The sequence below is a fragment of the Streptomyces sp. Je 1-79 genome (assembly GCF_025195125.1).
Classification (GTDB): Bacteria; Actinomycetota; Actinomycetes; order Streptomycetales; family Streptomycetaceae; genus Streptomyces.
In genome coordinates this window covers 293,838-320,403 of record NZ_JAMGSL010000005.1, presented here as the reverse complement: position 1 = coordinate 320,403, position 26,566 = coordinate 293,838, and the positions used below count along the sequence as shown (strand labels likewise).

The 26,566-nt window shown below is 72.5% G+C and carries 27 protein-coding genes; 14 read left to right on the top strand and 13 right to left on the bottom strand.

Annotated features, from left to right (window positions below; genetic code table 11):
* Positions 1-40: 40 nt before the first annotated feature.
* The 3 genes from M5362_RS11960 to M5362_RS11950 form a co-directional block, all read right to left on the bottom strand.
* Positions 41-826, bottom strand: a complete 786-nt coding sequence (locus tag M5362_RS11960) for an electron transfer flavoprotein subunit beta/FixA family protein (RefSeq protein WP_260227432.1) — start codon at positions 824-826, stop codon at positions 41-43.
* Positions 827-1,016: 190 nt separating this feature from the next.
* Positions 1,017-1,532, bottom strand: a complete 516-nt coding sequence (locus M5362_RS11955) for a flavin reductase family protein (RefSeq protein ID WP_260227431.1) — start codon at positions 1,530-1,532, stop codon at positions 1,017-1,019.
* Between the two features lie 197 nt (positions 1,533-1,729).
* Positions 1,730-2,098 carry a thioredoxin family protein gene (locus tag M5362_RS11950; protein WP_260227430.1) on the bottom strand — a complete coding sequence of 123 codons (369 nt, stop codon included), beginning with the start codon at positions 2,096-2,098 and terminating at the stop codon, positions 1,730-1,732.
* Between the two features lie 236 nt (positions 2,099-2,334).
* On the opposite strand from M5362_RS11950, the gene M5362_RS11945 reads away from it, so the two are divergent.
* Positions 2,335-3,057 carry a 1-acyl-sn-glycerol-3-phosphate acyltransferase gene (locus M5362_RS11945; RefSeq protein ID WP_260227429.1) on the top strand — a complete coding sequence of 241 codons (723 nt, stop codon included), beginning with the start codon at positions 2,335-2,337 and terminating at the stop codon, positions 3,055-3,057.
* 66 nt (positions 3,058-3,123) lie between these two features.
* Here M5362_RS11945 and M5362_RS11940 read toward each other — a convergent pair whose 3' ends face one another.
* From M5362_RS11940 to M5362_RS11920, 5 genes are all read right to left on the bottom strand, one after another.
* Positions 3,124-3,825: a B3/4 domain-containing protein gene (locus M5362_RS11940; protein ID WP_260227428.1), complete on the bottom strand. Its 702-nt coding sequence runs from the start codon at positions 3,823-3,825 to the stop codon at positions 3,124-3,126.
* 13 nt (positions 3,826-3,838) lie between these two features.
* Positions 3,839-4,417, bottom strand: coding sequence for a transglutaminase domain-containing protein (locus M5362_RS11935; RefSeq protein WP_260227427.1), 579 nt, complete (start codon positions 4,415-4,417; stop codon positions 3,839-3,841).
* An 80-nt stretch (positions 4,418-4,497) separates the two neighbouring features.
* Complete coding sequence (locus tag M5362_RS11930; protein WP_260227634.1) at positions 4,498-5,577, bottom strand: low specificity L-threonine aldolase; 1,080 nt, start codon at positions 5,575-5,577, stop codon at positions 4,498-4,500.
* The gene (locus M5362_RS11925) at positions 5,574-6,332 is read right to left on the bottom strand and encodes an SDR family oxidoreductase (protein ID WP_260227426.1); all 759 of its coding nucleotides are present in this window, start codon (positions 6,330-6,332) and stop codon (positions 5,574-5,576) included. Before M5362_RS11925 ends, M5362_RS11930 begins: the two co-directional genes overlap by 4 nt.
* 29 nt (positions 6,333-6,361) lie before the next feature.
* The gene (locus M5362_RS11920) at positions 6,362-7,768 is read right to left on the bottom strand and encodes a DUF6421 family protein (protein ID WP_260227425.1); all 1,407 of its coding nucleotides are present in this window, start codon (positions 7,766-7,768) and stop codon (positions 6,362-6,364) included.
* A 397-nt stretch (positions 7,769-8,165) separates the two neighbouring features.
* Here M5362_RS11920 and M5362_RS11915 point away from each other — a divergent pair, with 397 nt between their 5' ends.
* Positions 8,166-8,849, top strand: a complete 684-nt coding sequence (locus M5362_RS11915; RefSeq protein WP_260227424.1) for a glycerophosphodiester phosphodiesterase family protein — start codon at positions 8,166-8,168, stop codon at positions 8,847-8,849.
* Positions 8,850-8,942: 93 nt separating this feature from the next.
* On the opposite strand, the gene M5362_RS11910 is transcribed toward M5362_RS11915, so the two are convergent.
* Positions 8,943-9,494 carry a GNAT family N-acetyltransferase gene (locus tag M5362_RS11910; protein WP_260227423.1) on the bottom strand — a complete coding sequence of 184 codons (552 nt, stop codon included), beginning with the start codon at positions 9,492-9,494 and terminating at the stop codon, positions 8,943-8,945.
* Between the two features lie 144 nt (positions 9,495-9,638).
* On the opposite strand from M5362_RS11910, the gene M5362_RS11905 reads away from it, so the two are divergent.
* The 4 genes from M5362_RS11905 (at position 9,639) to M5362_RS11890 (ending at position 12,798) form a co-directional block, all read left to right on the top strand.
* The gene (locus M5362_RS11905) at positions 9,639-10,202 is read left to right on the top strand and encodes a DUF5134 domain-containing protein (RefSeq protein WP_260227422.1); all 564 of its coding nucleotides are present in this window, start codon (positions 9,639-9,641) and stop codon (positions 10,200-10,202) included.
* A gap of 91 nt (positions 10,203-10,293) precedes the next feature.
* The gene (locus M5362_RS11900) at positions 10,294-11,229 is read left to right on the top strand and encodes a M56 family metallopeptidase (RefSeq protein WP_260227421.1); all 936 of its coding nucleotides are present in this window, start codon (positions 10,294-10,296) and stop codon (positions 11,227-11,229) included.
* 54 nt (positions 11,230-11,283) lie between these two features.
* Positions 11,284-11,970: a phosphatase PAP2 family protein gene (locus M5362_RS11895; RefSeq protein WP_260227420.1), complete on the top strand. Its 687-nt coding sequence runs from the start codon at positions 11,284-11,286 to the stop codon at positions 11,968-11,970.
* Between the two features lie 129 nt (positions 11,971-12,099).
* Positions 12,100-12,798, top strand: a complete 699-nt coding sequence (locus M5362_RS11890) for a TetR/AcrR family transcriptional regulator (RefSeq protein ID WP_260227419.1) — start codon at positions 12,100-12,102, stop codon at positions 12,796-12,798.
* Here the strand turns inward: M5362_RS11890 and M5362_RS11885 are convergent.
* Positions 12,750-14,303, bottom strand: a complete 1,554-nt coding sequence (locus M5362_RS11885; protein ID WP_374214444.1) for an LVIVD repeat-containing protein — start codon at positions 14,301-14,303, stop codon at positions 12,750-12,752. The two genes, M5362_RS11890 and M5362_RS11885, sit on opposite strands and share 49 nt — an antisense overlap.
* Before the next feature lie 195 nt (positions 14,304-14,498).
* Between M5362_RS11885 and M5362_RS11880 the strand changes: the two genes are divergently transcribed.
* A complete protein-coding gene (locus tag M5362_RS11880) occupies positions 14,499-15,149 on the top strand; it encodes a DUF305 domain-containing protein (RefSeq protein WP_260227418.1) in 651 nt (216 codons plus the stop codon).
* 139 nt (positions 15,150-15,288) lie between these two features.
* Positions 15,289-16,680, top strand: a complete 1,392-nt coding sequence (locus tag M5362_RS11875) for an FAD-dependent oxidoreductase (protein WP_260227417.1) — start codon at positions 15,289-15,291, stop codon at positions 16,678-16,680.
* A gap of 157 nt (positions 16,681-16,837) precedes the next feature.
* On the opposite strand, the gene M5362_RS11870 is transcribed toward M5362_RS11875, so the two are convergent.
* Positions 16,838-17,197, bottom strand: coding sequence for a helix-turn-helix transcriptional regulator (locus tag M5362_RS11870; RefSeq protein WP_260227416.1), 360 nt, complete (start codon positions 17,195-17,197; stop codon positions 16,838-16,840).
* A 118-nt stretch (positions 17,198-17,315) separates the two neighbouring features.
* Here M5362_RS11870 and M5362_RS11865 point away from each other — a divergent pair, with 118 nt between their 5' ends.
* The 5 genes from M5362_RS11865 (at position 17,316) to M5362_RS11845 (ending at position 22,306) form a co-directional block, all read left to right on the top strand.
* The gene (locus M5362_RS11865) at positions 17,316-18,398 is read left to right on the top strand and encodes an NADH:flavin oxidoreductase/NADH oxidase (protein ID WP_260227415.1); all 1,083 of its coding nucleotides are present in this window, start codon (positions 17,316-17,318) and stop codon (positions 18,396-18,398) included.
* Positions 18,399-18,466: 68 nt separating this feature from the next.
* Positions 18,467-19,609 (top strand): exo-alpha-sialidase, encoded by a 1,143-nt coding sequence (locus M5362_RS11860; protein ID WP_260227414.1) that lies wholly within the window; start codon positions 18,467-18,469, stop codon positions 19,607-19,609.
* Between the two features lie 34 nt (positions 19,610-19,643).
* The gene (locus M5362_RS11855) at positions 19,644-20,321 is read left to right on the top strand and encodes a uracil-DNA glycosylase (RefSeq protein ID WP_260227413.1); all 678 of its coding nucleotides are present in this window, start codon (positions 19,644-19,646) and stop codon (positions 20,319-20,321) included.
* Positions 20,318-21,295, top strand: a complete 978-nt coding sequence (locus M5362_RS11850; RefSeq protein ID WP_260227412.1) for a BadF/BadG/BcrA/BcrD ATPase family protein — start codon at positions 20,318-20,320, stop codon at positions 21,293-21,295. The genes M5362_RS11855 and M5362_RS11850 overlap by 4 nt, the downstream gene beginning before the upstream one ends.
* 87 nt (positions 21,296-21,382) lie before the next feature.
* On the top strand, positions 21,383-22,306 hold the full coding sequence (locus M5362_RS11845) for a sirohydrochlorin chelatase (protein ID WP_260227411.1): 924 nt from the start codon (positions 21,383-21,385) through the stop codon (positions 22,304-22,306).
* An 84-nt stretch (positions 22,307-22,390) separates the two neighbouring features.
* On the opposite strand, the gene M5362_RS11840 is transcribed toward M5362_RS11845, so the two are convergent.
* The gene (locus M5362_RS11840; RefSeq protein WP_260227410.1) at positions 22,391-23,455 is read right to left on the bottom strand and encodes a lactonase family protein; all 1,065 of its coding nucleotides are present in this window, start codon (positions 23,453-23,455) and stop codon (positions 22,391-22,393) included.
* Between the two features lie 755 nt (positions 23,456-24,210).
* Positions 24,211-25,713, bottom strand: coding sequence for an FUSC family protein (locus M5362_RS11835; protein WP_260227632.1), 1,503 nt, complete (start codon positions 25,711-25,713; stop codon positions 24,211-24,213).
* A 311-nt stretch (positions 25,714-26,024) separates the two neighbouring features.
* Here M5362_RS11835 and M5362_RS11830 point away from each other — a divergent pair, with 311 nt between their 5' ends.
* Positions 26,025-26,507 carry an Lrp/AsnC family transcriptional regulator gene (locus tag M5362_RS11830; protein WP_260227409.1) on the top strand — a complete coding sequence of 161 codons (483 nt, stop codon included), beginning with the start codon at positions 26,025-26,027 and terminating at the stop codon, positions 26,505-26,507.
* The last annotated feature ends 59 nt before the right edge of the window (positions 26,508-26,566 follow it).

Genomic DNA, 26,566 nt, shown 5'->3' with positions numbered 1-26,566 from the left:
CGAACGAAAAGGGGGGCGGGTCAGGTGGCTCGCGCGAGCCTCAGACGAACTTCTGGCTCGCGAGGTACTCGGCCAGCTGCTTGCCGCCCTCGCCCTCGTCCTTGACGATCGTGCCGGCGGTGCGGGCCGGACGCTCGGCGGCGGAGTCGACCGCGGTCCACGCGCCCTCCAGGCCGACCTCCTCGGCGTCGATCTCGAGGTCGGAGAGGTCCAGGGACTCCACCGGCTTCTTCTTGGCGGCCATGATGCCCTTGAAGGACGGGTAGCGGGCCTCGCCCGACTGGTCCGTCACCGACACGACGGCCGGCAGCGACGCCTCAAGCTGCTCGGAGGCGGTGTCGCCGTCACGGCGGCCGGTGACCTTGCCGTCCTCGATCTTGACCTCGGAGAGCAGGGTGACCTGCGGGACGCCCAGGCGCTCGGCCAGGATCGCGGGCAGCACGCCCATGGTGCCGTCGGTGGAGGCCATGCCGGCGATGACGACGTCGTAGCCGGTCTTCTCGATGGCCTTGGCGAGCACCAGCGAGGTGCCCATGACGTCGGAGCCGTGCAGGTCGTCGTCCTCGACGTGGACGGCCTTGTCGGCACCCATGGACAGCGCCTTGCGCAGCGCGTCCTTGGCGTCCTCCGGGCCGACCGTCAGCACGGTGACCTCGGCGTCGTCGGCCTCTTCCGCGATCTGCAGCGCCTGCTCGACCGCGTACTCGTCGAGCTCCGACAGCAGGCCGTCGACGTCGTCGCGATCGACGGTCAGGTCATCGGCGAAGTGCCGGTCGCCGGTGGCGTCGGGCACGTACTTCACACAGACAACGATCCTCAAGCTCACGCCGGCTCTCCTACTGCATCGTCATAACTGGGCTGCCTTGTTGCTCGCAGCATAGGCGCCTGAAGGGCGGGTTTCCGGTCGGGGCGTCCGACCGCTCCGACCGAAATATTACTCGTCAGTACACCCAGTTCGTTACCAGTAAGCAAGCGCTCAGGCGTGTGACCTTGACAACGCCGAAGGAAGGGAACCCTCAGTCACGCAGAGCATTGAAGCGTCCCTGGTGATAGAGCAGCGGGCGGCCCACCCCGGCGGGGTCTCCGGCGACGACCTGGGCGATCACGATCCGATGATCCCCGGCCGGGACGCGGGTCACCACCCGGCACACGAGCCAGGCGAGGACGCCGTCCAGGATCGGCACACCTTCGGGACCCTCGCTCCACCGGGTCGGGGCGCCGAACCGGTCGGCGCCGCTGCGGGCGAAGGTGCCCGCCAGCTCCCGCTGGTGCTCGCCGAGTATGTGGACGCCGACGTGCTCGGCCTCGGACAGCACCGGCCAACTGGAGGAGGAGGTGCCCACGCCGAAGGAGATCAGGGGCGGCTCGGCCGCGACGGAGCTGAGGGAGGTCGCGGTGAAGCCGACGGGACGGTCGCCCTGGGCGGTGATCACCGCGACTCCGGCGGCGTGCTGCCGGAAGACGGAACGGAGGAGGTCGGGAGAGGCCTGACGAGGGGCGCCGACGGTGCGGAGTTCGGGCGAGATCGTCATGGAGTTGTCCTTCTGCGAGGGAGGCGTTCGACGGGTCCGGGGGTTCTCAGACACCCGGACAGCGCGCGCTCGCGTGACGGGCCAGGTCGACGTGGGCCCGCCCATGGAGAAGGAGTTCTGAAGGCACGTCGTCAGACTGACGATCGGTGGCGGGTGCAGTCAAGTGCGTACCGGGATGTGGGAGATGTGTCACCGCGTCAGACCGCCCGCCCCAGCGCGGCTATCACGTCGGCGCGACGGGGCTGCCCCGCGGCGCGGACGACGACTCGTCCGGCACGGTCGAGGACGAGGACGGTGGGGGTGCGGACGATGCCGTACTTCCGTACGAGGTCGAGGCGTTCCTCGGCGTCGATCTCGACGTGGCCCACGCCGTCGACCATCGCGGCGACTTCGGCCAGCGTCCGGCGTGTGGCGCGACAGGGCTGGCAGAACGCCGTGGAGAACTGGACCAACGTGGCCCGCTCTCCCAGCTCGACCGCGGCCTCGGTGCCGAGTGCCGCGTCGGGGCCCGTACCGGACCCGGCGCCGGGTCCGTCTTCGCCGGGCGTCCCGGGCTGTCCCGCCATGTCTCCTGCTCCCTGCCGTTCCTCGTCGCCCACCGCTTCCCCCGTGCAGCGCCCCGGTCCGCCGATCCATTCCCGTCACGGCCACCGGGCGTGACGATTATCTCCCCGTACGAAGCCGTCAGGACTGGTCACGGGGGCCCACATGGGGCACGATCTGCCCAAAGCCGAAAACCTACGGCTGCGTAACTTCCGCCGGGAGAACCCTCCCCAGGCACAGAAGAAGGGGTTCGTCTCAGATGGCAGAACTCGTGTATCGGCCGGTCATCGGTGCCGCATTGACCCTGTTCAAGGCACTGGACCTCAAGATCGACACGCAGGGTTCGGAGCACATCCCGCGCACGGGTGGCGCGGTGCTCGTCAGTAACCACATCAGCTATCTGGACTTCATCTTCACGGGCCTGGCCGCGCTGCCGCAGAAGCGGCTGGTGCGCTTCATGGCGAAGGACTCGGTGTTCCGGCACAAGGTGTCGGGCCCCCTCATGCGCGGCATGAAGCACATCCCGGTGGACCGCTCCCAGGGCGAGCACGCGTACAAGCACGCGCTGGAGTCGCTGCGGGCCGGGGAGATCATCGGTGTCTTCCCCGAGGCGACCATCTCGCAGTCCTTCACGCTGAAGAGCTTCAAGTCGGGTGCGGCGCGGCTCGCGCAGGAGGCTGGGGTGCCGCTGATCCCGATGGCGCTCTGGGGCACGCAGCGCATCTGGACCAAGGGCCGGCCGCGGAACTTCAGGCGCAGCCACATCCCGGTGACCATCCGGGTGGGCGAGCCGATGGAGGCGCCCACGGACCAGTACGCCGGCGCGATCACCCGGCGGCTGCGTGAGCGCTGCCAGGAGCTCCTGGAGGCCGCGCAGCGCGCCTATCCCGTACGCCCCAAGGACGCCGGGGACACCTGGTGGGTGCCCGCGCACCTCGGGGGCACGGCGCCGACCCCGGCCGAGGTCAAGGACGCCGGCTGACCGCCGTCCGCGACGCCGGCGCGGACCGCGCCGAATCGTCACTCCCGCCGGGCACGGGCGGACCGTTCAGGCCGAGGTCTCCGGGTCGCGGACGGTGATCCGCGCCCCGGGGCTCAGCTTCTCCAGCGACTCGGCGAGCTCGGCGCCGGCGGCGAGGAGTTCCTCCCGCTCCATGGGCACGAGGGACTCCAGCAGGAAGACCGCGTTGACGGTGTCGTCGTCGATCCGGGTGCGCGGCCCCTGGCGCCAGTTCCAGCGGCGGCACGTGACGCCCGCCTCGTCCCGCCAGACGATCTCGCCCGGCTCCGGGTGCTCCACGGTCTCCTCGCCGCCCGCCACGGTCACGAACGGCTCGTCGCCGGTGGCCCGCACGAGGCTCATCTCGCCCTGGATGCGGTCGAGGTCCTCACCGCCGACCGGGACGAGGTGCGCGACGCTGATCGCGTTGTAGGCGTCGACGAGCCGGTTGATCCGGGGCAGCCCACCGTCCGCGAGCGCGCGCCGGGCCAGGGCCTCGGCGGAGTTGCGGGTACGGGAGGGCTTGGCGCCGAACGCGGAGTACGCCGCTCGCCAGGCCGCGATGTGCGGGTCCTTGTCCGGCGCCTGGCCGGCGAGCCGTTCGGCGAGACGGCGGGCGGCGTCGTCGAGCAGGGCCGAACTGGCCTCGTCACTGGGCCCGTTGACCAGTCCGTGAGCCTCGATCGCGAGGTGGGTGAAGCCGGGCACGAGGTCGCGCACCTCGTCGGAGACCGTCAGGGTGAGGGGCATCGTCGTCCTTGCGTCAGAGGTCGGTCGGCAGGATCCGCAGGAGCTCCGGGCTGTCCGGTGCCGCTCGCATGGCGCTCAGCACTCCCGCATGCGGTACAGAATACAGCACTGGATAGTCCACTTCATTGAACTCAGGGTCGGGCAGGAAGGCCAGCCGCTCCCCCTCCAGAGAGAACTCCGCCTCCTGCCCCGGTACGCCGCCGCGCGGATCCTGCCGGTGCCAGCTGTCCATGCCGGGCAGCCTGATCGCGACCAGCCCGTGCAGCACCTCGAACTTCTGGTAGCAGAGCGCCGTCGGTATCGACTCCGCGCGCAGCAGCGCGGCGAGCGCGTGCGCCTTGGCGTGGCAGATCCCCGTACCCTGCGCGAGCACGTCGGAGGCGCGCCAGGTGACACGGGGGTCGCCGGTGTCGCTCGAATGCGGGATCTGGTCCCGCACGTACACATAGGCCGCGCGGGCGTATGCGTATACGTCAGGGTGACGGGCGCGCAGCGCGGCGGCCGTCTCGCGCACGACGGGGTGCCCGTGGTCGACGACCTCGTCCGCGGCGAGGTAGGCGGAGAGTTCAGGGTCCTGCTGGATCAGCTCCATAGCCGGGGACCCTAGAAAGACGACCGGCCGGAAGTCAATGACTTTCCGGCCGGTCGCATACTTATGCCACCGGGAGGGCGCTATCGCGCCAGCTCCTCCTTCAGCGCCTGGAGGAAGGCGTCGACGTCGTCCTCCGTGGTGTCGTAGGAGCACATCCAGCGCACATCGCCGGCCGCCTCGTCCCAGAAGTAGAAGCGGAATCGCTTCTGCAGCCGGGTGCTCACCTCGTGCGGGAGCCGCGCGAAGACCGCGTTGGCCTGCACCGGGTAGAGGATCTCCACCCCGTCGACCTCCCGCACCCCGGCCGCGAGGCGCTGCGCCATCGCGTTGGCGTGCGAGGCGTTGCGCAGCCACAGGTCCTTGGCGAGCAGCGCTTCCAGCTGCACCGAGACGAACCGCATCTTGGAGGCGAGCTGCATGGACAGCTTGCGCAGATGCTTCATGTGGCTGACCGCGTCCGGGTTGAGGACGACCACGGCCTCGCCGAACATCATGCCGTTCTTGGTGCCGCCGTAGGAGATCACGTCCACGCCGACCGCGTTGGTGAACGCGCGCATCGGCACGTTCAGGGAGGCGGCGGCGTTGGCTATCCGCGCGCCGTCGAGGTGCACCTTCATGCCCTTGCCGTGGGCATGCTCCACGATGGCGCGGATCTCGTCGACGGTGTAGACGGTGCCCAGCTCGGTGTTCTGGGTGATCGAGACGACCTGCGGCATGGCGCGGTGCTCGTCCTCCCAGCCCCAGGCCTGCCGGTCGATCAGCTCGGGAGTGAGCTTGCCGTCCGGGGTGGGGACGGTGAGGAGCTTGAGGCCGCCCATCCGCTCCGGGGCGCCGCCCTCGTCCACGTTGATGTGCGCGGACTCGGCGCAGATCACCGCGCCCCAGCGGTCGGTCAGCGCCTGCAGGGCGGTGACGTTCGCGCCGGTGCCGTTGAAGACCGGGAAGGCCTCGGCGCTCGGACCGAAGTGGCTGTGCATGATCCGCTGGAGGTGCCCGGTGTAGTCGTCCTCTCCGTAGGCGACCTGGTGGCCGCCGTTGGCGAGCGCGACGGCCGCGAGCACTTCCGGGTGGACGCCGGCGTAGTTGTCACTGGCGAAGCCCCGGACCGAGGGGTCGTGGTGACGACGGGCGTCGGTCTTCGGGGGCAGGGCCGGGGTCACGGCTTGGGGGTCAGCCACAGACGCTGTCCATTCACTTCCTGCGCGGGCCGGTCCCAGACGGCGGCGATCTCTTCGGCCAGATCCGTGACGTCGGTGAAGCCCGCGAACTTCGCATTCGGGCGCTCGGCGCGCATGGCGTCGTGCACCAGTGCCTTGATCACCAGGATGGCAGCCGCGGCCCTGGGGCCCTCGTCGCCCCCCTGCTTGCGGAAGTCGTCGCCCATCGCGAGCGTCCACGCCTCGGCCGCCGCCTTGGCCGCGGCGTAGGCCGCGTTGCCGGCGGTGGGCTTCGAGGCGCCCGCGGCGCTGATCAGCAGATAGCGGCCGCGGTCGCTGCGGAGCAGCGGCTCGTGGAAGGCGAGCGAGGTGGACTGGACGGTGCGGATGAGGAGCTTCTCGAGGAAGTTCCAGTCGGCGAGATCGGTCTCGCCGAAGGAGGCGCTGCCGCGCCAGCCACCGACGAGGTGGACGAGACCGTCGATCCGGCCGAACTCCTTCTCGGTCTTGTCGGCCCACTCCCGGGCCGCGCCGAGGTCGAACAGGTCGACCGTGTCGCCGACGACCGTGGCGCCGCCGTGGGCGTACCGTGCGGCGTCGACCGCCTCGGCCAGGCGGGCCGGGTCGGCGTCGGCACCGACGACGATGGCACCGGCCTCGGCGAGGCGCATCAGCGTCGCCCGCCCTGCCGGACCGGCCGCTCCCGCGACCGCGATGACGGCACCCTCCAGCGGCCCGCCGTTCCCGTTGCCGTTCATGGTCGTCCCCTCCTCCTCCGTGACTGGGTTCACGCGGCAGCCTGCCCGGCCCGCGAAGCGTTCGCGGCGGTGATGCCCTTGGTGGAGGCGATCACGTCCTTCAGCTTCTTGGACAGGGCCTCATAGAACATGCTGAGCGGAAACTCGTCCGGAAGCACGTCGTCGACGAGCTTGCGGGGCGGGAGGGTCAGGTCCAGGGCGTCGGGGCCCTTGGCCCAGCGCGATCCGGGGTGCGGGGCGAGGTAGGTGGAGACGAGCTCGTACGCCTTGAACCAGTGGACCAGCTTCGGGCGGTCGATGCCCTCGCGGTACAGCTTCTCGATCTCGGCGCAGAGCTGGTTGGTGACCTCGGGGGCGCGCTGCCAGTCGATCTTCAGCTTGTTGTCGGTCCAGCGCACGACGTCGTGCTTGTGGAGGTACGCGAAGAGGAGCTGGCCGCCGAGACCGTCGTAGTTCCGGTTGCGGTCACCGGTGACCGGGAAGCGGAACATCCGGTCGAACAGCACGGCGTACTGCACGTCGCGGCCGTGGGCGTTGCCCTCGGCCTCCAGCTTCACGGCCTCCTTGAAAGCGGTGAGGTCGCAGCGCAGCTCCTCCAGTCCGTACATCCAGAACGGCTGGCGCTGCTTGATCATGAAGGGGTCGAACGGCAGGTCGCCGTGGCTGTGGGTGCGGTCGTGGACCATGTCCCACAGCACGAAGGCGGCCTCGCAGCGCTTCTGGTCCTCGACCATGGCGGCGATGTCCTCGGGCAGCTCGATGCCGAGGATGTCGACGGAGGCCTCGGTGACCTTGCGGAAGCGCGCGGCCTCGCGGTCGCAGAAGATGCCGCCCCAGCTGAAGCGCTCGGGGGCCTCGCGCACGGCGATGGTCTCGGGGAAGAGGACGGCCGAGTTCGTGTCGTACCCGGCGGTGAAGTCCTCGAAGGTGATGCCGCAGAACAGCGGGTTGTCGTAGCGGGTGCGCTCCAGCTCGGAGAGCCACTCCGGCCAGACCATGCGCAGCACGACCGCTTCGAGGTTGCGGTCCGGGTTGCCGTTCTGGGTGTACATCGGGAAGAGCGCCAGGTGCTGGAGCCCGTCACGGCGGTCGGCGGCCGGCTGGAAGGCCAGCAGGGAGTCCAGGAAGTCCGGGACCTCGAAGCCTCCCTCGACCCACTTGCGCAGGTCGGCGACGAGCGCGCGGTGGTACACCGCGTCGTGCGGGAGCAGCGGGGAGAGCTGCTCGACCGCGGCCACGATCCGCTCGACCGCGCTCTCGGCGAGGGCGCGGGACGGCGCGCCCTCGGCCTCGAAGTCGATGGACCCGTCCTTGCTCTGCCAGGGCCGGATCTCCTCCACGGCATTCTTGAGCTCGGGCCAGGCAGGGGCCTCGATCACCGGGGCAGCGGTGAATATCCCCCCACCGGTCACGTCCTGCACAAGAATTTCCGTCATGTCACTTCCTCCACAGGAGAACCTCGCGTCAAAACACCGTATCCGTTTGCGGTTCCTCCAGACAAGTGGGGTAAGAGAAATTATCCTGCGACACCCCCATGGTCACCGCTAAATTTCCTGTCCGACAGGACTGTGGCGATCACATCCGCCGCATCCCCCACACGGGGCGGCCCGTCTCCCGCACAGCGCGCAAGGTGGCGGCCGGCGTCGAAGGCGCCCGTCGCCGACGGGCGCACCGGGATGCCCCGAGGGGGGTGAACCGCCCGCCGGAGGGGCTCCTTCCGATGGCACGCGCGCATGCGCTTCCTTCTTGCGGTGAAGTCATTAGGCTGCGCCCCGAGCCGCACCGGGAGCCCGGAGGGACCTGGGCCCGGACATCGACGGAAGCGAGAAGATCTTGAGTTTCCTCACCATCGGTCACCGCGGAGTCATGGGCGTCGAGCCCGAGAACACCCTGCGTTCCTTCGTCCGCGCCGAACGGTCCGGCATGGACGTCATCGAGCTGGACCTCCACCTGAGCAAGGACGGCGCCCTCGTCGTCATGCACGACGCCGATGTCGCCCGCACCACCGACGGCAGCGGCCCGATCGCCGAGAAGACCCTCGCGGAGCTGCGGGAACTCGACGCGGGGGACGGCGAGCGCGTCCCCGTCTTCGAGGAGGTCCTGGACGCGGTGCGGTCCCCGCTCCAGGCCGAGATCAAGGACGTGGCCGCCGCCCGGACGCTCGCCGAGGTGATGAACCGGCGCGACCTGGTCGCGCGCGTGGAGGTCCTCTCCTTCCACGACGAGGCCCTCGCCGAGGTCGCCCGGCTGGTCCCGGGGGCCCGCACCGCGCTCGTAGCGGAGGAGTGGGACGACGACATCGTGGACCGGGCGAAGGCCGTGGGAGCCGGCGCCCTCGTCCTGAGCATCCAGCACCTCACGCTGGAGACGGTCGAGCACGCCCACCGGGAGGGCCTGCGGGTGATCGGCTGGGTGGTCAACACCCAGGACCACCTGCGACTGGTCCGCGCCCTGGAGCTGGACGGCGCGACGACCGACTACCCGGAGATCCGTCGCACCGGCCGATTCACGGCCTGACCGGGACGCCGCCCAGAGCTGCGGCGCCCGTCGCAAGGCCCTGTCGCAAGGCCCCGTCGCGGGTCGCGCGACCCCGGCCCCGGACCGGCGGCCTCAGGCCAGCGGCTTCACCAGGAGCTCGAACTCCAGGTCGTCCCGCTGCGGGACGCCGAAGCGCTCGTCGCCGTACGGGAACGGCGTCATCCGTCCCGTACGGCGGTAGCCGCGCCGCTCGTACCAGGCGATGAGTTCCTCGCGCACCGAGATCACCGTCATGTGCATCTCGCTCACGCCCCAGATCTCGCGCACCCGGCGCTCCGCCTCCTCGATGATGCGGCGCCCGAGGCCCGCGCCCTGAAGCTCGGGACGGACGGCGAACATGCCGAAGTAGGCGGCCTCGCCACGGTGTTCGAGCTGACAGCAGGCGACGATGCCGCCGTCCCGCTCCACCACCATCATCCGGCTGCCCGGCGTGGTGATGACGGCGCGCACGCCCTGCTCGTCGGTCCGCTGCCCCTGGAGGATGTCCGCCTCGGTGGTCCAGCCGGCCCGGCTGGAGTCACCGCGGTAGGCCGACTCGACGAGCGGCACGAGGGCCGGCACGTCGTCCTCCACCGCGTCGCGGTAGGTGATCCGGTCGGTGTCCTGGGGCGTGGCGGTGTCCATGCTGTACGGGTCTCCCCTCGGGGGCGCTGACGATCCCCCCGAGCGTATCGCCCCCGCCGCGTGCTCCCCCACGTACGCCTGTGCGCTCGCGTGCGCCGGGCCGGGCGCGGGCATCGACCGGAGGGAGACCTCGGGAGGTGTGCCGTGCACGGACCGGCCTTGTGGGCCTGGCTGTTGCTGACGCTGTGCGGGGCGAGCGGGGCGTACTGCCTGCTGCGGGCGCGCCGCTGCGCGGGAGAGGAGCGCAGGGCAGCGGCGGGCGAGGCCGTGATGGGCTTCGGCATGGCCGCGATGGCGCTGCCGGCCGCGGTCGTGACACCACCGTCCTGGTGGTGGGCGGTGTACGCGGCGGTCTTCGGGGCGGCGGCGCTGCACGCGCTGGGATCGGTGCGGCGCGGTGGTCACCATCTGCACCATCTGGTCGGGTCGCTGGCGATGGTCTACATGGCGTGGCCCGGGCAGGGGACGCACGACGGGCACGGGAGCGGCGGGGGCGCCCCCCTGGTGACGGGGGTGCTCCTCACCTACTACGTCGTGTACGTGCTCCGCTCGGGAGCGCGGCTTGTCCCGGTGGCGGCCTCCGTGGCCGTCCCGGTGGCGGCGCCCGCGGGCGGTCCGCCGCCGGTGTGGGTCGTACGGCCCGAGTTCACGCTGGTGTGCCGGCTGTCGATGTCCCTCGCGATGCTGGCCATGCTCGCCGCGCTGTGAGCGCGACCCAGCGGGCCTTGGACTCCGTGGCGTACGTCACTTGCCGCGCTCGGCCGTACCCGCGGGTTCCGCGGACTCATAGGCTGGCGGCATGTTGGTCTCCCTCGCGTTGCTCGCGCTCGGCGTCCTGACGGCCGCCGTGGCCCCACGGCTGCTGGCGCGGTCGGACTGGGCGGAACGCGAGCCCGTGGTGGCGCTGTGGATGTGGCAGTGCGTGGTGGCGGCCGTACTGCTGTGCTTCGGGCTGTCGATGACGTTCAGCGCGGCTGCGGCCTGGCAGGGGGTGCGGGGCCATGTGTTCGCAGGCGCGCCGAGCCGGGTGATCGAGGCGTACGAACTGGGCACCCACCAGCCCTATTCCGGGGCGCTCGCCGTGATCCTCGCCTGTGGCGGGCTGTGGACCGCCGCGATGCTCACCCGGGAGATCCGCGGGGCACGCGCCCGCCGCCGGCGGCGGCGCTGCGAACTGCTGGTCCGCTCCCCGTTGTTGCCCGGTGAGGAGCCGGGAACCGAACCGCTCGTGGTCCTGGAGGGCGAACGCCCGGACGCCTGGTGGCTGCCGGGCACCACGCCGCAGTTGGTGATCACGACGGCGGCGCTGCGCCGCCTGAAGGGACGCCAGCTCGATGCCGTCCTCGCCCACGAGCAGGGACACGCCCGGGCGCGCCACGACTGGCTGCTGCACTGCTCGGGCGCGTTGGCGGGGGGCTTTCCGGGGATTCCGGTCTTCGCGGCCTTCCGTGACCAGATGCACCGGCTGGTCGAGCTGGCCGCGGACGATGTCGCGTCGCGGCGGTTCGGGCGGCTGACGATCGCGCTGGCGCTGGTGGAACTGAACGAGGAGCGCGGGGTGTTCGGACCCGGCTCCACGCCCGGCGCGGACCTTCCCGGCCGGGTGAACCGGCTCCTCGCGGCCGCACCCCGGCTCACCGCCGGGCGGCGGCTGCGCCTGACGGCCGCCGCGGCGCTGGTGCCGGTGGTGCCCGTCCTGGTGGCGTTCGTCCCCGCGCTGAAGGCTCTCGGATAGCCCGGACAGCGCGGCCGGGGGTGTGCGGACGCGAACACCGGGGAAGATCGGCCCATGCGTTCCTCCGCCCTGGTCTCCGGTGTTCTTGGCGTGCTGCTGCTCGTGCTGGTGGTGGTGGGCTGGCCCCCGCTCCTCTCCCTGGACCGCTCGGTCGCCGACGCGCTGCACCGCAGCGCCCTCGCCGAGCCTGGCTTCACCCGCGCCAACCGGATCCTCAGCGACTGGGTGTGGGATCCGTTGACGATGCGCGTCCTGATCGCCGCCACGGTCCTCGTGCTGTGGTGGCGGCGCGAGCGGTGGCTCGCCCTGTGGCTGACGGCGGCGACCCTGCTGGCGGCGGGCGTGCAGCAGGGGGTCAAGTGGGCGGTCGGCCGGGAGCGGCCCGGCTGGCCCGATCCGGTCGACACCGCACACTTCGCGGCCTTCCCCTCCGGGCACGCGATGACGGGAACGCTGGGCTGCGGGCTGCTGCTCTGGGTGGCGGCGCTGCACTGGAGGGAGACCTGGCGCGGCTGGAGCGTGCTCGCCGTGGCCGCGCTGGTGTCCATGCTCGGTGTGGGGTGGACGCGGATCTATCTCGGCGTGCACTGGTTCTCGGACGTCGTGGCCGGCTGGCTGCTCGGCTGGTTCATCGTTTCTGTGACGATCGTCACGTACCGCCGATACGGCCGGGACGAGCGGAACGCCCTTCGGGCGGACCCTCCGGGGCCGGACGGGAGCAGAATGGGAGAAACGACGTGAAGCCGCCTGTCCTGGACGATCCCCCGCGTCGCCCAGAACAGACGGCAAACCCACTGACCAGCCACGAAGGCGCGACAGCAGGCTGCGCTGAGTATATTGGCTGTGAGCCAGTCAACGCAGGAGTCCAGCATGTCCCCGCGTAGCCCATCGGTCAATGAAGAGCTTCGGCGGCGCTCCCGCGAGCGCCTTCTCCAGGCGACCGTCGAGCTCGTCTCCGAGCGCGGGTACGAGGCGACGACGCTGGGCGACATCGCCGAGCGGGCCGGTTCGGCACGGGGTCTGATCTCGTACTACTTCCCGGGTAAACGCCATCTCCTGCAGTCAGCCGTGCACCGTCTGATGCACCTCACGCTGGAGGAGGCGCTGGAGCGCGAGCCGCGCACGCAGGACGGGCGGGAGCGGATGGCGCGGGCCATCGACGCGGTGCTCGGCCTGGCCGTGGACCATCCGGTGCTGATGCGGACGCACATGGCGGGCATCCTGCAGGCCGAGGGGTTCGTCCAGTGTCCGGAGCAGCAGCGGCTGGCGTTCCTGCTGCGGGACACGATGACGCGGTACGGCTCGGCGAACGTGGACGCGGACTATCCGCTGCTGCGCGCGCTGCTGATGGGCGCGGTCGTGGCGGTGCTGCTGCCGGGGGCGCCGATGCCGGTGACGCGGCTGCGGGCGGAGCTGTTCCAGCGGTACGGACTCGACTGGGAGCAGGGCATGCCGCCGGACGGGGGTCCGCCCGACGGCATGCCGTTCACGGCTTCGGTGTTACCGGTCCGTGTGCCGCGTCAGTCGTCGTCCCAGTCGCCCCAGTCGTCGTCGAAGTCGTCGAAGTAGTCGGGCTGGGTCTGGACGTTGAGGGCGTCCATCCGGACGCGCTTCGCCGGGTCCGTACGACGGTCGTCGAGCTTCAGCACGTCGAAGCCCTTGGCGATGTCGTTCGAGTAGATGTAGCCGTTGTAGTAGTACGCCGACCACGAACCGCCCGTGCTGATCTGGGTGGTGGAGAGCGGGCCGCGCTCGAAGTAGGCGATCTCCCTGGGCTTGCGGGAGTCGGTGAAGTCCCAGACGGAGACGCCGCCCTGGTACCACGCCTGGACCATGAGGTCCTTGCCCTTGACCGGGATCAGCGAGCCGTTGTGGGCGACGCAGTTCTCGGTGTCGGCCTGGTGGCGGGGGATCTTGAAGTAGCTGCGGAAGACCAGCTTGCGGTGCTTGCCCTTGCCGACGATGTCGTAGATGCCGTCCGCGCCGCGGTTCGGGCCCACGGCCTCGTTGCAGGTGGCCGCGCCGCCGCCGCCGAGCTCGTCGGTGAAGACGACCTTGTTCGCCTTCTGGTTGAAGGTCGCGGAGTGCCAGAACGCGAAGTTGACGTTGTCCTGGACCCGGTCGATGACCTTCGGGCGCTCCGGGTCGTCGATGTCGAAGAGGATGCCGTCACCCATGCAGGCGCCGGCCGCGAGGTCCTTGCCGGGCAGCACGGTGATGTCGTGGCAGCCGGTGGTCTTGGAGACGCCCGGGTTGGTCGGGCCGCCGGGGTTGCCGCCGCCGTCCGGGCCCTCACCGGGGAACAGGACGGGGAAGGAGACGATCGCGGCCTTCTCCGGGGCCTTGCGGGGCACCTTGATGACCGAGATGCCGTCGTGCGGGGGCTGGCAGTCCGGGAACGCGGCGCTGGGCGAGTACGAGGAGACGTAGACGTACACGTCACGCCTCTCGGGCACCAGCGTGTGGGTGTGCGAACCGCAGGCGGTCTCGACGGCGGCGACGTACTTCGGGTTGCGGATGTCGCTGATGTCGAAGATCTTCATGCCCTCCCAGGAGGCCTTCTCCGTGGCCGGCTGGCTGACGCTGGCACAGGAGTTGTCGCTGCGGGAGGAGTCGGTGGACAGGAAGACGAGGTTGCCGGAGACGGAGATGTCGTTCTGCGATCCGGGACAGAGGACCTGCGCGACCGTCTTCGGGGCCCGCGGGTTGCTGATGTCGAAGATGCGGAAGCCGTCGTAGTTGCCCGCGAAGGCGTACTTGCCCTGGAAGGCCAGGTCGGAGTTGGTGCCCGCGAGCGCGTCCTTGGGGATGTTCACGAGGTGTTGGATGTTGGCGCTGTGGACGATCTCGTCCACGCCGGGTATCTCGCCGCTCTGGACGGCCGACCGGGCGCCGGCCGCCTGTTCCGCGGAGACCGTCCCCTGCGGAGCGGCGTCACCCGGGTCGGGCGTGGCGGCCGCCGGGCCGGCCGCGAGCAGGCTGACCAGCAGTCCGGCAGCGGCGGTCGCCACGCCCAGACCTCTGATCCGAGCGCGCGGCGTACGCGTGATGCTCGTGGTTCGCAACGAAGTCACTCCGTCCTCCCTTGTATCCGTTCGCAGTTGAACGGTTGATGGACCTCGGCAGTATCGTCCTTAGCGTGCACATCTCAACAGATGGCAACACACATGTAATGAAGGTTTTTGATCAACACCTCGTGGAAGCGTGCTAGGAACGGTGCCCCGGCCATGCCTCGGCCCAGTCCCCCGGAACCACCCCTGGAGGTCGTCTTGTCGAACCGCCGCATCCGCGGAGCCGTCTCCGTGGCGCTGAGCGCCGTCGCCGTACTGGCGCTGGCCGCCTGCGAGTCGGACTCCGGCGGGAACGAACCGAAGAGCAAGGGGTCCACGGAGCCCGCGGTGGTGGCGCCGGGCAAGCCCGGCGAGCCGGCGCGGCGGATATCCCCCGCCGAGGCGTCCAAGCTGCTGCCGGACGACAGGCCCAACGCGGCGGACCACACGTACGCGCAGATGATGATCGTCCACCACCGGCAGGCGCTCACGATGACCGCGCTCGCACCGGAGCGGGCCGGTTCGGACCAGGTGAAGAAGGTCGCGGCGCGGATCACGGCGGCGCAGCAGCCGGAGATCGGCGCGATGGAGGGGTGGCTGAAGGCCAACGGCGGTGCGCGCGAGCAGAGCGGTCACGACCACCACACGATGCCCGGGATGGCGACCGAGGCGCAGCTGGCGCAGCTGAGGAACGCGAAGGGGGCGGCGTTCGACGAGCTGTTCCTGAAGCTGATGATCACGCACCACGAGGGGGCGGTGACGATGGCCACCGAGGTGCTGGGGAACGGGAACAACGTGCTCGTCGAGGAGATGGCGAACGACGTGATCGCGCAGCAGACGGCGGAGATCAACCGGATGCGGGGGATGTAGCGCCCGCCGGGCGCGTCGGGCGCGTCCGTTCGGGTTCCGGGTGGCGCGTGTGCTGTCGCGCACCTCCCCTCCGCGTGCCTCCGGTGGGATGCTGGAAGCCTCTCGGCGGGCATCCCCGCGGCGGGGAAGGAGTACGGACGTGCTTCGTGTCGCTGTCGTCGGTTCCGGGCCCAGCGGGGTCTACACGGCCCAGTCGCTGGTCCAGCAGTCGGTGGTGCCCGGGGTACGGGTCGACGTCCTGGACCGGCTGCCGTGTCCGTACGGCCTGGTCCGCTACGGGGTCGCGCCCGACCACGAGAAGATCAAGTCGCTCCAGCAGAACCTCCGGGCCGTGCTGGAGGACGAGCGGATCACCTTCGTGGGAGACGTCGAGATCGGGGCGCGCGGGCTGACCCCGGCCCGCCTCCGGGAGATGTACCACGCGGTCGTGTACTGCGTGGGCGCGGCGCGGGACCGGCGCCTCGGGGTGCCGGGCGAGGACCTGGCGGGCAGCTTCTCGGCGACGGACTTCGTCTCCTGGTACAGCGCGCACCCCGACGCTCCGGGAAACGGCTTCGCCGGCGCGGCGAACGCTCTGGAGGGGCGTTCCGCGGTCGTGATCGGCGTGGGCAACGTGGCGGTGGACGTCACCCGGATCCTGGCGCGTGGCGTGGACGAGCTACGGCCCACGGACGTGCCCGAGGACGCGCTCAGGGCGCTGGAGGCCAGCCGGGTGCGCGAGGTGCACATGGTGGGCCGACGCGGCCCAGGGCAGGCCAAGTTCACGACGAAGGAGCTGCGGGAGCTGGGCGCCCTCCCGGGCGTGCGGGTGGGCGTGGAACCGGCGGACCTCGCCCTGGATCCGTCGTTCGCCGACTCCTCGGGCCTGCCGGCCGTGAACCGGCGGAACCTTGAGGTCGTCCGCGGCTGGGCCGCGGGCGGTGGTGACGGGGCCGACGGCGGGGACGGCGCGGCGCGTGGGATCCGGCTGCGGTTCTTCCTGCGGCCGGTGGAGCTGCTCGGCGAGGCCGGCCGGGTGGCCGCGGTCCGCTTCGAGCGGACCGAACCGGACGGCGCGGGGGGTGTGCGGGGCACCGGCCGGTACGAGGAGATCGAGGCCCAACTGGTCCTGCGGGCCGTCGGGTACAAGGGCGTCCCCCTGCCCGGGCTGCCGTTCGACGAGTCCCGGGGAACGGTCCCGAACGACGCGGGACGCGTGCTGCGGGACGGCTCCGCCTCGCTCGGCGAGTACGTGGCCGGCTGGATCAAGCGCGGCCCCACGGGCGTCATCGGAACGAACCGCCCGTGTGCCAAGGAGACGGTGGCCTCGCTGCTCGCCGACGCGGAGGAACTGGCCGCGCGCGCCGTGGCCGGCGATCCGCTCGGCGCGCTGCGCGACCTGGGCCACGAGCCGGTCGCCTGGCCGGGCTGGCTCTCCATCGAACGCGCGGAGTCGGCTCTGGGTCACTCGCTGGGCCGCGGCCGCGTGAAGATCCCCGACTGGGCGGGACTGCGGGCGGCGGCGCGTGAGGCCGCGGCCGACGGCGGCTGAGAGCACCCGCGCGCCTGCGCGCCTACCCGCCGACCACGTACGGGAACCGCGATCTCCGCGCGGTCGAGGGCCTGCTGTTCAGGTCGGGCGGGAACCAGGCCGGCACCTGTGCGCCGGCCGGGACCGTCGACGAGGCCGCGGCCGGTGAACCGGCGGGTCAGGAGACGGTCCGCGCGCCCAGCCGCGCGGTCTGCGCGTCCGCCGACGCGAGGACGCTGTCGAGGAGGCCGGGGAAGAGGGCGTCGAGGTCGTCCCGGCGCAGAGCGTTCAGTTTGGCCGTGCCCTGGTAGCCCTGCTGGATGACCCCGCTCTCGCGCAGCACGCGGAAGTGGTGCGTCTTCGTCGACTTGGTCACCGGGAGGTCGAAGAACGAGCAGCTCACCTCGGCGTCCTCGCGCGCCATGTCGCTGACGATCCGCAGCCGCACCGCGTCGGAGAGCGCGTGCAGCACGCCCTCCAGGCGTATCTCCTCCCGCGCGGGGTGGTCGAGGGCGCGAGTCCTGGTCGCGGTCGTCACGGCGGCTCCACTTCATCCGGGAACCTTCATTGTACGATAATCACCGTAGTTTGACAGGCGCCGTACTACGATGAGTATCGTACGAGTACCCCGAAGCCCTCGCCGGAGGAGTTCCGTCATGAGCGTCGCCCTGTTCGAGCCGTACACCCTGCGGTCGCTGACCATCCCTAACCGCGTGTGGATGGCGCCCATGGACCAGTACTCGGCGGAACCCGCCGGCCCGTTCGCGGGCGTCGCGAACGACTGGCACTTCGCCCACTACGCCGCCCGCGCCACCGGCGGAACCGGACTGATCATCCTGGAGGCGACCGCGGTCTCCCCCGAGGGCCGGATCAGCCCCGCCGACCTGGGCATCTGGAACGACACCCAGGCGGAGGCGCTGGGCCGTATCGCCCGGTTCCTGAAGGAGCACGGCACCGTGCCCGGCATCCAGCTCGGCCACGGCGGGCGCAAGGCCTCGACCCGGCGCCCCTGGGAGGGCCGCGGCCCGGCCGGCTCCGGCGAACACGGCTGGCAGCCGGTCGGTCCGAGCCCCCTCGCCTTCGCCGAGGGCCACCCCGTCCCGACCGAGCTGACCACGGAACAGATCACGGAGGTCCCCGGCCAGTTCGCCGAGGCCGCCAGCCGCGCGCTCGCCGCCGGCTTCGAGGTCGTCGAGGTGCACGGCGCGCACGGCTACCTGATCAGCAGCTTCCTCTCCCCGTACGCCAACCGCCGCACCGACGGATACGGCGGCTCCTTCGAGAACCGGACCCGGCTGGCCCTCGAGGTCGTCGACGCCGTCCGGGGGGTGTGGCCCGAGGAACTGCCGCTCTTCTTCAAGATCTCGGCCACCGACTGGCTGGAGGAGGAGGGCTGGACCGCCGACGAGACCGTCCGCTTCGCGGCTCTGCTGCGCGAGCACGGCGTCGACCTCCTGGACGTCTCCAGCGGCGGCAACGGAGGGCCGGCGCGGATTCCGCTCGGCCCGGGCTACCAGGTCCCGTTCGCGGCCCGCGTGAAGGCCGAGACCGGCCTGGCCGTCGCGGCCGTCGGCCTGATCACGGAGAGCGAGCAGGCGGAGAAGATCGTCGCCAACGGGGAGGCCGACGCGGTCCTCCTCGGGCGCGAGCTGCTCCGCGACGCCTCCTGGGCCCGCCGCGCGGCGCGCGAGCTGGGCGCCGAGACCCACGCGCCGACCCCGTACGCCTGGGCGATCTGAACCGGCCGCCTCCGGGCCCGGAACACGCCCCTGACCTGGGGCGGAGCACATACGGGGAGCCACTGTCAGTGGCCGGGTGCAGACTGGCCGGTATCCGCGACATCGGCGTCCTGGAGGTGTCGGCCATGCCCGACGTAGTACTGACCGTAGGCACCCGGAAGGGTCTGTTCATCGGCCGAAGGCGCGACGGCCGGTGGGAGTTCGACGAACCCCACTTCAACGCGCAGGCGATCTACTCGGTCGCGATCGACACCCGCCGCACGGCCCCGCGGCTGCTCGTCGGCGGTGACAGCTCCCACTGGGGTCCGTCCGTCTTCCGCTCCGACGACCTCGGGGCCACCTGGACCGAGCCGGCGAAGCCGGCGGTCAAGTTCCCCCAGGACACCGGCGCTTCGCTGGAGCGGGTCTGGCAGCTGCACCCCGCGCCCGCGCACTCCCCGGACGTCGTCTACGCCGGGACGGAGCCCGCCGCGCTCTTCAGGTCCGAGGACGGCGGGGAGTCGTTCGAACTGGTCCGGCCGCTCTGGGAGCATCCCACCCGGTCCCGGTGGGTTCCCGGCGGGGGCGGCGAGGCCGTGCACACGATCGTGACCGACCGGCGGGATCCGGAGGCGGTGACGGTCGCGGTGTCGACGGCCGGCGTGTTCCGCTCCCGGGACGGCGGGACGAGCTGGGCCCCGTCCAACCAGGGGGTGTCCGCGGTCTTCCTGCCCGATCCCGACCCGGAGTTCGGACAGTGCGTGCACAAGATCGCGCAGGACGCGGGCGACCTGGACCGGCTCTATCTGCAGAACCACTGGGGTGTGTACCGCAGTGACGACGCGGGGGCGAAGTGGACCGACATCGGCGCCGGTCTGCCCTCCGACTTCGGCTTCGCGGTCGCCGCGCACCCCCACCGGGCCGATGTGGCCTATGTGTTCCCCATCAACGCCGACGCGGACCGGGTGCCCGCCGAGCGGCGCTGCCGGGTCTTCAGGACCAGGGACGCCGGGGAGCACTGGGAGCCGCTCACCGCGGGGCTGCCCGAGGGCGACCACTACGGCACCGTGCTGCGGGACGCGATGTGCACGGACGACGGCGACCCGGCGGGCGTCTACTTCGGCAACCGCAACGGCGAGGTGTACGCGAGCGCCGACGACGGCGACAGCTGGCGCCTCCTCGCCGACCATCTGCCGGACGTGCTCTGCGTGCGGGCGGCGGTGATCGGGTGAGTGGACGTCACACTGCGCCAGTAGAGTGACGGCCGTGGCAGCACGACCGCTGAATGAGATCGTCGAGCCGGGGTGGGCGCACGCGCTCGCGCCGGTGGCCGACAACATCGCCGCGATGGGCGACTTCCTGCGCCGGGAGATCGCCTCCGGGCGAACCTACCTGCCCGCGGGGGCGAACGTCCTGCGCGCCTTCCAGCAGCCCTTCGACGAGGTACGCGTCCTGATCGTCGGACAGGACCCGTACCCGACTCCGGGGCACGCGGTGGGTCTGAGCTTCTCGGTGGCGCCGGAGGTGAGTCCGCTGCCGCCGAGCCTGGAGAACATCTTCCGGGAGATGCACACCGATCTGGGGCTTCCCCGGCCCTCGAACGGCGACCTGACGCCGTGGACCCGCCAGGGGGTGCTCCTGCTCAACAGGGCGCTCACGACGGCGCCGCGGAAGCCCGGGGCACACCGCGACAAGGGCTGGGAGGCGGTCACGGAACAGGCCATCCGGGCGCTGGCCGCCCGCGGCAAGCCGCTGGTGTCCGTGCTGTGGGGGCGTGACGCGCGCAATCTGCGTCCGCTGCTCGGCGATCTGCCGGCCATCGAGTCCTCACATCCCTCCCCCATGTCCGCCGACCGCGGCTTCTTCGGGTCGCGGCCCTTCAGCCGCACCAACGAACTGCTTCTGCGCCAGGGGGCGCAGGAGGTGGACTGGCGGCTGCCGTGACGGCCGCCGCCGAGGGCTGGGTCGTCGGGGTCGACTCCGGCGGCTCCGGGCTGCGGATCGCCCTGGCACGCGCCTCGGACGCGCGCGCCGTGGAGACCGTGACGTCCCGTGAACCGGTGCGCACCGGTCCCGGCGGGATCGAGGCGGCGCACCTGCTCGGTCAGTTGCTGCCCGCCGTCGAGTCGCTGCGGAGCCGCGCCGGGGCCGGCCCCGTCGTCGCTCTCGCCGTCGGCGCCGCCGGAATGGCAACGCTCGGCGAGGAGCTGCGGGCGGTCCTGCCGGGCGCCCTGGCGCAGGCCGTCGGCGTACGGCGCCTGGCGCTGGCGGCCGATGCCGTCACCGCGTACGCCGGAGCGCTCGGCCAGCGGCCGGGCGCGGTCGTCGCGGGCGGCACGGGCCTGATCGCGCTCGGCACGGACCTGACGACCTGGCGCCGTGCCGACGGCTGGGGCCATCTGCTGGGCGACTGCGGAGGCGGCGCCTGGATCGGCCGGGCGGGCCTGGAGGCCGCGATGCGCGCGTACGACGGACGGCGTGGCGGTTCGCCCGCGCTGCTGACCCGCGCGCAGGCGCGGTTCGGCCCGGCCGCCGGCCTGCCGGGGGCGCTGTACCCCCGGACCGACCGGCCCGCGGTGCTCGCCTCCTTCGCGCCCGATGTGGCCGGCTGCGCGTCCGAGGGCGACCCGGTGTCGGCGCGGATCCTGCGGGAGGCCGCCGCGCGGGTGGCCGAGGCCGCGGCCGCCGTGTGCCCGGCCCCGGGCGGGTACGAAGTGGCTCTGACCGGCGGGCTGTTCAAGCTGGGCGAGCCCCTGCTCGTACCGCTCCGCGCCGAGCTGGCAGAGCAACTGCCGCACGCCCGGCAATTGTCGGCGGCCGGGGATCCGCTCTCCGGCGCGCTCACTCTCGCGGCCGCTCTGGCCACGGATTCGCTACAGCTGCCCGTGGAGCCGAAGTTGTTGCATGTGACCGCGTAAGCGGCGCTTCGGACAAAGAGGGGCAGATAACGCTCTGCTGCACCTCACCGCAGTGCTCGGCGGTCAAAACCAGTAGCATGCGGCCGCATGAGCTCCCCCACTGGGCCTGCTTCCGGCCTGCCTGTACGAATGCCGCGACCCCGCCAGCCCGGACGACACCGTCGCCCCGAACCCGTGGCGGCGCCCGAGGGCGCTCCCGCGCTGGTTCTCGCTGTCCCCGGTGTGCCGTCGGCCGCCATACGCTCGCTGGCCGAAGAGGTCGTGAGCATCGCCCGTTCCGAGCTGCCCGGCCTGGAGGCCGCGATCGGCTACCTGGACGGTGACGACGCCGAGTACCCCACGCTGGGAGGCGTGCTGGCGCGGGCCGAGGCCCTGCGCACCGAGCGGTACCAGCTGGCCGTGGCCGCCGGCCGCGAGGTCAGCGCCCCCGAGGGTCCGGCCGCCGTCGTCGTCCCGCTGCTCGCGGGCCCGGACAGCGCGCTGATGCGCCGGATCCGCCAGGCCGTGATGGACAGCGGCAACGTTGCCGAGCTGACGGACGTCCTCGGTCCGCACCCGCTGCTCGCCGAGGCGCTGCACGTGCGTCTGTCGGAGGCCGGTCTGGCCCGCGCCGACCGCGCGCGGCTCTTCACGGTCGCCACGGCCGCCGACGGCATCGTGCTCGCCACGGTCGGCGGCGAGGAGGCCGTGCAGGCCGCCGGCATCACCGGCATGCTGCTGGCCGCGCGCCTGGCCGTCCCGGTGATGGCCGCCGCGCTGGACCAGGAGGGTTCGATCACCGCGATCGCCGAGCAGCTGCGCGGCTCCGGCTCGGAGCAGCTGGCCCTCGCCCCGTACCTGATCGGCCCCGAGCTGGCCGACGGCCTGCTCGACGCGGCCGCCAAGGAGGCGGGCTGCGCCGCCGCCGAGCCGCTGGGCGCCTACCCGGCGATCGGCAAGCTGGTGCTCTCGCAGTACACGGCCGCGCTGGGCATCGCCCCGCAGCAGCCGCAGGGAGCCCCGGCTCACTGAGCGGATGCGTAAGGGCCCGCACCGGACACGTCCGGTGGCGGGCCCTTCGCCGTTTCGCCGTGTCAGCCGTGCCGTTTCGCCTTGTCAGCCGTGCCGGCCGTTCCCGCTGAAGACCACGCAGGAGGCCGCCGGGGCGTCGACCGACCCCGCCCGGTGCGGGATGCCGCTCTCCGGGTCGACGTCGAACCAGGTCACGTCGCCGGAGCGCTCGTTCGCCGCGTACAGCCGCCGCCCCGTCGGGCCGAGGGCGAGGTCGCGCGGCCAGCGCCCGCCGCAGGGGACGGCGGCCCGGAACTCGGCCTTCTCGCCGCCCGGGTCGAGGGCGAGGACGGCGATGGTGTCGGCGCCGCGCACGGCGACCCAGAGGAAGCGGCCGTCGGGGGCCACGACGACCTCGGAGGGGTAGTCGGGCCCTGCGGACCCCTCGGGGACCACGGAGGTCTCTCCGAGCGGCTCCAGGGTGCCTGTCGCGGCATCCCAGCGGCAGACGGTGAGGGTGGGCTCCAGCTCGTTCACCACGTAGGCGTGGGTGCCTGCGGGGTGGAAGGCCAGGTGGCGCGGGCCCGTGCCGGGGCGGAGCGGGGTCTCGCCGTGCGGCTTCGGCGCCCCGGTGACGGGGTGGAGGGCGTAGATCCGTACGGAGTCGGTGCCGAGGTCCACGGCGGCCGCCCAGGGGCCGCCGGGGGCCGGCAGGACGTGGTGGGCGTGCGGGGCGCTCTGGCGGTCGGCGACGGGTCCGGAACCCTCGTGCAGGGCGACGACGGCGGCGGCGTCGAGGGATCCGTCGGCCGTGACGGGCAGGGCGGTGACGCTGCCGGAGGTGTAGTTGGCCGTGAGGACGTGACCCGCGGCGACGGCGAGATGGGTCGGCCCTGCGCCACGCACGGCCACGGGGGCGCCGAGGGGCCTGGGTGCGCCACCGGAGACGTCGAAGGCGGCCACGGCACCCTCCTCGGCCTCGGAGACGGCGTAGAGGAGCGGGCCGGCGAGGGCGAGGTAGGAGGGGTCGGGGAGGACGTCCGTCGCACCGGTGACGGTGAGGGCGCCGGTGGCCGGGTCCACGTCGGCGGCGAGGATGCCGCGGCCCCCCGCGGAGGTGAAGGACCCGATGAAAGCCCGTCCCGGTTCACGCACGTCTGTCCCGCCCATGGCGTCTCCCCTCTCGGCAGGGGCGGTCGTCCGACGGCCCCGGAGTCGGGGCCGACGTTAGCAGGCGGTCTAGACCAAGTTGGATCATGCGGGGAGGTGGCCGAGTGGCGTGGGGCGTGGGGCGTAGGGGCGTGAGGGGGCGCGGGCCGGGGTCGCGCGGGTCGGGGCGGCGCGGGTGCGTGGGGGCGTGGACGGCGCGGTGGCGTGGGCGGCGCGAGTACGCGGCGGCGTCGGCCGGGGCAGCGTCGGTACGCGGTGGCGTGGGCGTGCTCAAGGCGGTGGGTGACCGCCCGGGCAGGGCGACAAGGCCCCCGGCCGGGCGGGGAGGCCTGAGGGGCCGCCAGGCACCTTCCAGGCCGGGTGGGTGCCCCAGGGGCGCGCTGGCGGCCCTCACAAGCCGCCTGGACCCTTCTGGGACGCCCGCACAGCCCACCGTGGGCAGGTCACAGGTCGGTGGGCGCCGAAGCGCCACGCGGGGCAATCAGGGCCCGGGGCATCGCACCGCGCCGGTGGGGGCGACCCGACGTCGCAGGGCAGGGCCCGGGGCATCGCACCGCGCCGGTGGGGGCGACCCCGCCGCCGCCCGACCCGGGGGATGCGACCCGGCGCCCCACGCGCGCGTGGGGCGACCCGGTCGCCCGGCCCCGGGGCACGCGGCCTCGGCGCCGCACGTGCCCCCGGGCGGCCCGATCGCCCGCCCCCGGGGCGACCCCGCGCCGCACCTGCCCGCGGAGCGACCCCGCGGCGCAGGTGGCTCAGGCTGCCGGGACCAGGGGGGCGCTGGGGGACGTGCGGACCGGGGCCGCCAGAGCCACCAGGGCTTGTTCCAGGCCGTGGAGGTGGCCGAGCGCCGCCTCGGCGCCCGGGTGGTGGGTCGGGGCGCCGGGCGCCGAGGCGGTGGCGCGGCGCCCCGGGCCCACCGGCGGGACCAGCGCGTGGACGGCGGTCTCGACCCGCCAGGCCGCCGCGGCGAGCCGGGCGTCGTGCGAGGCGTCCGGGTCCGTGGCGACCGCCGTGAGGCCCCGGATCTCCCGGGCGCAGTCGTCGAGCAGCGCGAGTACCCGGCGGGCGCGTGCCTTGCGGGCCCGCAGCGGGCTCAGCGGGTGAACCAGGGGCGCGAGCGAGAGCCGGACCCTGCCGAGCAGCACCTCCAGCTCGGCGGCGAGCGGCGCCGGATCGGCCTGCGGGTCACCGGCGAGCCGCCGCGCCGCCGCGGTGGTGCAGGCGTGCACGCAGGTCACGGCCCGCTCGATCCACGCGTTGGTGGCCGCGTGCGTGGTCACCGGCAGCAGCGCGACGCCGACGGCCGCGCCGAGCGCGCCCACCGCCGTCTCCTCGAAACGCAGCACCAGCAGACCCGGGTGCAGCACGCCGAGGAGCCCGTACAGCAGCCCGGCCATGACGGTGACGAAGAACATCATCCAGCTGTACGAGAGCGGAGCCGTGTAGAAGATCCCGAAGACGCACACGGCGACCAGCGCGGCCGTCGGGGCGGGCGCGCCGGCCAGCGGGACCGCGATCAGGAAACCGGCGGCGATGCCGGTGACCGTGCCGACGACGCGACGGAAGCCGCGGACCAGGGTCTCCCCCCGGGAGGCCGTGTTGACGAAGATCCACCAAGCGGTGCCGACGGCCCAGTACCAGCGCTCCTGCGAGAGGAACTGGCCGGCGGCGAGCGCGACGGCGCAGGCGACGGTCGCCTGAAACGCCTGACGGGTGGTGGGCCGGTCCAGGCCCCTGCCGGGCAGCGGGGCGGGGGCGGCCGGCGGCGGGACGCGCCGCTCGATGCACCAGGCCACGAAGCGGACCGCTCCCGCGGCGCCGAGGGCCAGGCCCACCGCCGCGTACAGCTCCGGCAGCTGCGCGGGCAGCGCGTGCAGGAACTGGGTGACGAAGAACATCATGAAGGCGAAGATCCCCAGCGCGTGTCCCCGAGGCCCCCAGCGGCGCGCGTACACGCCCGCGAAGACCACGAGGAGCCAGGACGCGTCCCGCAGCAGCGGCACGCCGTGCAGCGCGGTCGCGAGGGCCAGGACGGGAAAGCCGACGGCGGGGAGCAGGGCGGTCGTCACGGCCTGGCGGCGCACGGTGGGGTCGCCGACGGTGAAGAGCGCGAGCAGGGCGGCGAGGCCGCCGGTGATCGAGGCCGTGAGGGACAGCCCGCAGAGTTCGGCCGCGGCGACCGCGAGGCCGATGGCGAGGACGGCGCGCGAGGAGACGCGCAGCCGGACGCGGCCCGGATCGGGGGCCACGAACATGAGCGTGACCAGCCGACGGCCGGCTGCCCGGAGGTTCTTCACGACGGTTGTTCCGCCCCCACTGCCGTACACACACCCTCTTCGCGTCTTCTCGTGCCCCGGCCTGCTTGTGGCGGCCTCGGGACATGGGAAAGGCGCCGCGGTCCGGTTCCGGCCTCGTCGCCGGTCCGGCGCCTGCGCGGCGCCATGTCTTCACTACTGTTCTCAGAGGAAAACACCTGGGTACCCACTGGCTCAACCGATGGCCGCGACACTGGACCATTGGTACAGTCGCCGATGGATGGCGACGGCCAGAAGGGAGCCAACGGACCATGGCGCTGGACGAGCTCGACACCCGGATTCTGCGGCTCCTGATCGAGCAGCCGCGCACCAGCGTGCGCGAGTACGCGCGGATCCTCGGGGTGGCCCGTGGCACGGTGCAGGCCAGGATCGACCGGCTGGAGCGGGACGGCGTGATCACGGCGACCGGTCCGTTCCTCTCCCCCGCCGCGCTCGGCCACCCGGTGCTCGCGTTCGTCCACATCGAGGTCACCCAAGGCCATCTGGACGAGGTCGGGGACGCGCTGGCCGCGGTGCCGGAGATCGTCGAGGCGTTCTCGATCACCGGCGGCGGGGATCTGCTGACGCGGGTGGTGGCCCGGGACAACGGCCACCTGGAGGACGTGATCCAGCGGCTGATCCAGCTGCCGGGGGTGGTCAGGACGCGTACGGAGATGGCGCTGCGCGAGCGGGTGCCGTACCGGCTGCTGCCGCTGGTGGAGTCGGTGGGGCGGGCGTCGGCCCGCAAGAGCTGAACGGCCGGCCCGCCCCGCGGGCCATCCCGGCAGGTCCGTCCCCGCGGGCCCATCCCGGC